This window comes from Neisseria sp. HMSC075C10, from assembly GCF_001815615.1.
Lineage (GTDB): Bacteria > Pseudomonadota > Gammaproteobacteria > Burkholderiales > Neisseriaceae > Neisseria > Neisseria subflava_A.
Window position 1 is genome coordinate 1 of sequence record NZ_KV821250.1, and the last position, 2,940, is coordinate 2,940.

General features: G+C 48.8%; 4 protein-coding genes and 1 pseudogene. 2 read left to right on the forward strand and 3 right to left on the reverse strand.

Going from position 1 to position 2,940, the window contains the following annotated elements:
* Nucleotides 1-201 (reverse strand): annotated as a pseudogene (locus HMPREF3047_RS10895) (transferrin-binding protein); the annotation flags it as partial.
* 212 nt (nt 202-413) lie between these two features.
* Nucleotides 414-1,037 (reverse strand): biliverdin-producing heme oxygenase, encoded by a 624-nt coding sequence (locus HMPREF3047_RS03220; protein WP_019270851.1) that lies wholly within the window; start codon nt 1,035-1,037, stop codon nt 414-416.
* Between the two features lie 452 nt (nt 1,038-1,489).
* Here HMPREF3047_RS03220 and HMPREF3047_RS03225 point away from each other — a divergent pair, with 452 nt between their 5' ends.
* Together HMPREF3047_RS03225 and HMPREF3047_RS03230 are read left to right on the forward strand one after the other, a co-directional pair.
* Nucleotides 1,490-2,026 (forward strand): gamma carbonic anhydrase family protein, encoded by a 537-nt coding sequence (locus HMPREF3047_RS03225; RefSeq protein WP_019270852.1) that lies wholly within the window; start codon nt 1,490-1,492, stop codon nt 2,024-2,026.
* 39 nt (nt 2,027-2,065) lie between these two features.
* Nucleotides 2,066-2,665 (forward strand): Maf family protein, encoded by a 600-nt coding sequence (locus HMPREF3047_RS03230; RefSeq protein ID WP_070712175.1) that lies wholly within the window; start codon nt 2,066-2,068, stop codon nt 2,663-2,665.
* Nucleotides 2,666-2,753: 88 nt separating this feature from the next.
* On the opposite strand, the gene HMPREF3047_RS11490 is transcribed toward HMPREF3047_RS03230, so the two are convergent.
* On the reverse strand, nt 2,754-2,940 hold a 187-nt coding region (locus HMPREF3047_RS11490; RefSeq protein ID WP_210399755.1), incomplete at its 5' end, for a hypothetical protein.

The following is a 2,940-nucleotide window of genomic DNA, read 5'->3' on the forward strand; positions in this document are numbered from 1 at the left end:
GGCTTTCTTGGCTTCTTCGGCTTTCTTGGCGTCTTCAGTTTGTTTTGAATCACCTCCTCCGCCCGAGCCGGAATTATTGCCCGGCTGTTGCGGGGTCGGTGCAGACTGTGCAGACGGCGTACCACCACCGCTTGAACCGCATGCACTCAATGCGATGCTGCAGGCAATCGCCAACATACTTAATTTAAATGATTCCTTCATGGTCAAACTCCTGAATGTGATAATGGTATTTTGGAATGATGGTGATAAAATATTTGATAATTATTTACATCAAACCAATTAAAATATACCGCAAATGCGGATAACCAAACGGTACTAAACTTGCATCAGTATGAAGGTCGTCTGAAAACGGAATTTATGAATCCGTGCATACAGATGTGTTTCAGACGACCTCTACTTATATCGTCAAACCATTAATGACGATGCGGAACAAAGCCTTCCGGAGCTTCCGCACCTGCAGGCAGGTCAAATGTTTCGCGCAGAACGACTTTGTAGAACGCAAATGCATCTTTTGCACCTTGAATCGCTTCGGCTTCAGCTTCAGGGCTTAAACCCAAAGCATTCAGATGCTCGACAAAAGCACGCCAATGTTTGCCGCGGCCGTTCGGATGGGGAGCGAGGTGGCGCGCGCCGTGTTCGCCGGTGTAATCCAGCTTTTGCGCGTGTTTAAACAAAAATGCTGCGCCCAAATTGGAACCTTCGGCGCAATACAGCCAACCGATGGCTTTGTTGCCGGTTTCATGCGGCAGCGGTTTGCCGTATTCGTAGGGTTTGTCGCCCAAATCCGCCAAGTCTTGCGTTACCGCATCGTAACGCGCCATGTATTCCAGCTCGGGAATGGCTTTGTTCAACTCGGGGTCTTTATAGATATGATCAACCGCTTTGTGGAACACGGATTGCAGTTTCAAAAATTTGATGTAGTTCTCTTTGTTGGTAAACGGCTCGACAGACATAACCAAGTTGTCCACGCTATCGTGAATAGTTGTAGTTTGCTCTTTCAGCCGTTTGGCAAAAGTCAGCTCTTGTGTTTCGCTCATGTGAATATCCTTCATACAGTTTCAGACGACCTTCCGGCCGCCTTTATTTAAACAAGGTGGATTAGATAGGTTTGAAAACGGATATGGGATGGAAGCGGAGGTTTGCAGGATGGGAAACCCGTCAAATCCGTTTGAAAACAAACCATCGGGTTTCGTTATTTTGTGAAATATTTTTTAAAAATATATATCATTCCAATTCAAATGGCAAGAGAATGATTTGCAGCTACTTGCAACTACAAGATAATAACGGACAATTTCCCACCTTCGGCAAACAAAAGATTCAGATTTAACGGAAAATGGTTTCCTAACCATAAAGAATATTGTTTACAAAGACATGACTGCATCTTGGCAGATACCGTCCTTGCCCTGCCTGCGTCAAAACGGCATACTTTCGCCATACCGAGCCGCAGGTCGTCTGAAACCTGCCACACTATCAAAAAGAAAGAAACAACATGAACCCTATCCGCCCTTTCTTAGACCATACTCCGCAAATCCACGAATCCTGCCTCATCGACGAGACCTCCGTCATCATCGGCGAAGTATCGCTTGCCGAAGACGTATCCGTTTGGCCGTATGCCGTGTTGCGCGGCGACGTGAACAGCATCAGCATCGGCGCGCGCAGCAATGTACAGGACGGCAGTGTCTTGCACGTTTCGCACAAAAACGCGGAAAAGCCCGAAGGCTCACCCCTTATCATCGGCGAAGACGTAACCGTCGGACACAAAGTCATGCTGCACGGCTGCCGCATCGGCGATCGTGTGTTGATTGGGATGGGTACGATTATTCTGGACGATACCGTCATCGAAGACGACGTAATGATAGGCGCAGGCAGCTTGGTGCCGCCGCGTAAACGTTTGGAAAGCGGCTATCTCTATGTCGGTTCGCCCGTCAAACAAGTCCGCCCGCTGACCGAAAAAGAAAAAGAATTTTTGAAATATTCTTCTGCGCATTATGTGCGCCTGTCCGGCCAACACAAACAGTCAAAATAATTTTCAGACGACCTTATATCCCCTAAAAAAGAAAGTTTTATGCACACACTCTACCTAGCCTCCGGCAGCCCGCGCCGCCGCGAAATTCTGGAAAACTTAAGATTCAAAGTTATCCGTATCCCTGCCGACATCGACGAAACGCCGCATTCCGACGAAAAAGCCGCCGATTATGTGCAACGTATGGCGCAGGAAAAAAATGCCGCCGCTGTCGAGCAATGGTTTGCCGCACACGACGCGTCGCCCGAATATCTGATTCTGACCGCCGACACTACGGTCGCCTATCAAAACCACATTCTCGGCAAACCGGAAACCGAAGCCCAAGCAGCCGAAATACTCGCCCGGCTTTCAGGGCAGACGCATCAGGTGCTGACTGCCGTATGCGTATATTGGCAAGGGAAAACGCACGGCGTTTTGCAAACCAGCGATGTACGTTTCAAAACCTTGTCTGCCGAAGAAATATCCGCCTATATCCGAAGTGGCGAACCGATGGACAAAGCGGGCGCGTATGGCATTCAGGGTTTGGGCGGCGTGTTTGTCGAGCATTTGCAAGGCAGCTTTACAGGCATGATGGGCCTGCCCGTTTACGAAACGGTCGGCTTGTTGGAACAATTCGGATTGAGTATTCCCCCATTTGCCTGATTTTAAATACCTTCAAACAAACATTATGAAAACATACGTCTTCCCCTTTTTATCCGCAGTATTCCTTCTCGCTGGCTGCACCACTTTTTCAGACGACGGTACACCCGCCATCTGCAAAGGCAACGACAGCATCCTCTCTTTCGGGAAGCTTGGCTCCGCTATAGAAGATGCGCCCGCAGGCGGCTGGGTCATGCTCGGCGATCAATACACCTATGAGACCTTTGCAAAAAAGCCCTTCCTTCGATAGCCGAAATCCAAACACAGGTTTTCGTCTA

What these genes read in the sequence shown, in the direction of transcription:
- HMPREF3047_RS03225 (WP_019270852.1), top strand. Translation starts at nt 1,490, where the DNA reads ATGAACCCTATCCGCCCTTTCTTAGACCATACTCCGCAAATCCACGAA.
- HMPREF3047_RS03220 (WP_019270851.1), bottom strand. Translation starts at nt 1,037, where the DNA reads ATGAGCGAAACACAAGAGCTGACTTTTGCCAAACGGCTGAAAGAGCAA.
- HMPREF3047_RS03230 (WP_070712175.1), top strand. Translation starts at nt 2,066, where the DNA reads ATGCACACACTCTACCTAGCCTCCGGCAGCCCGCGCCGCCGCGAAATT.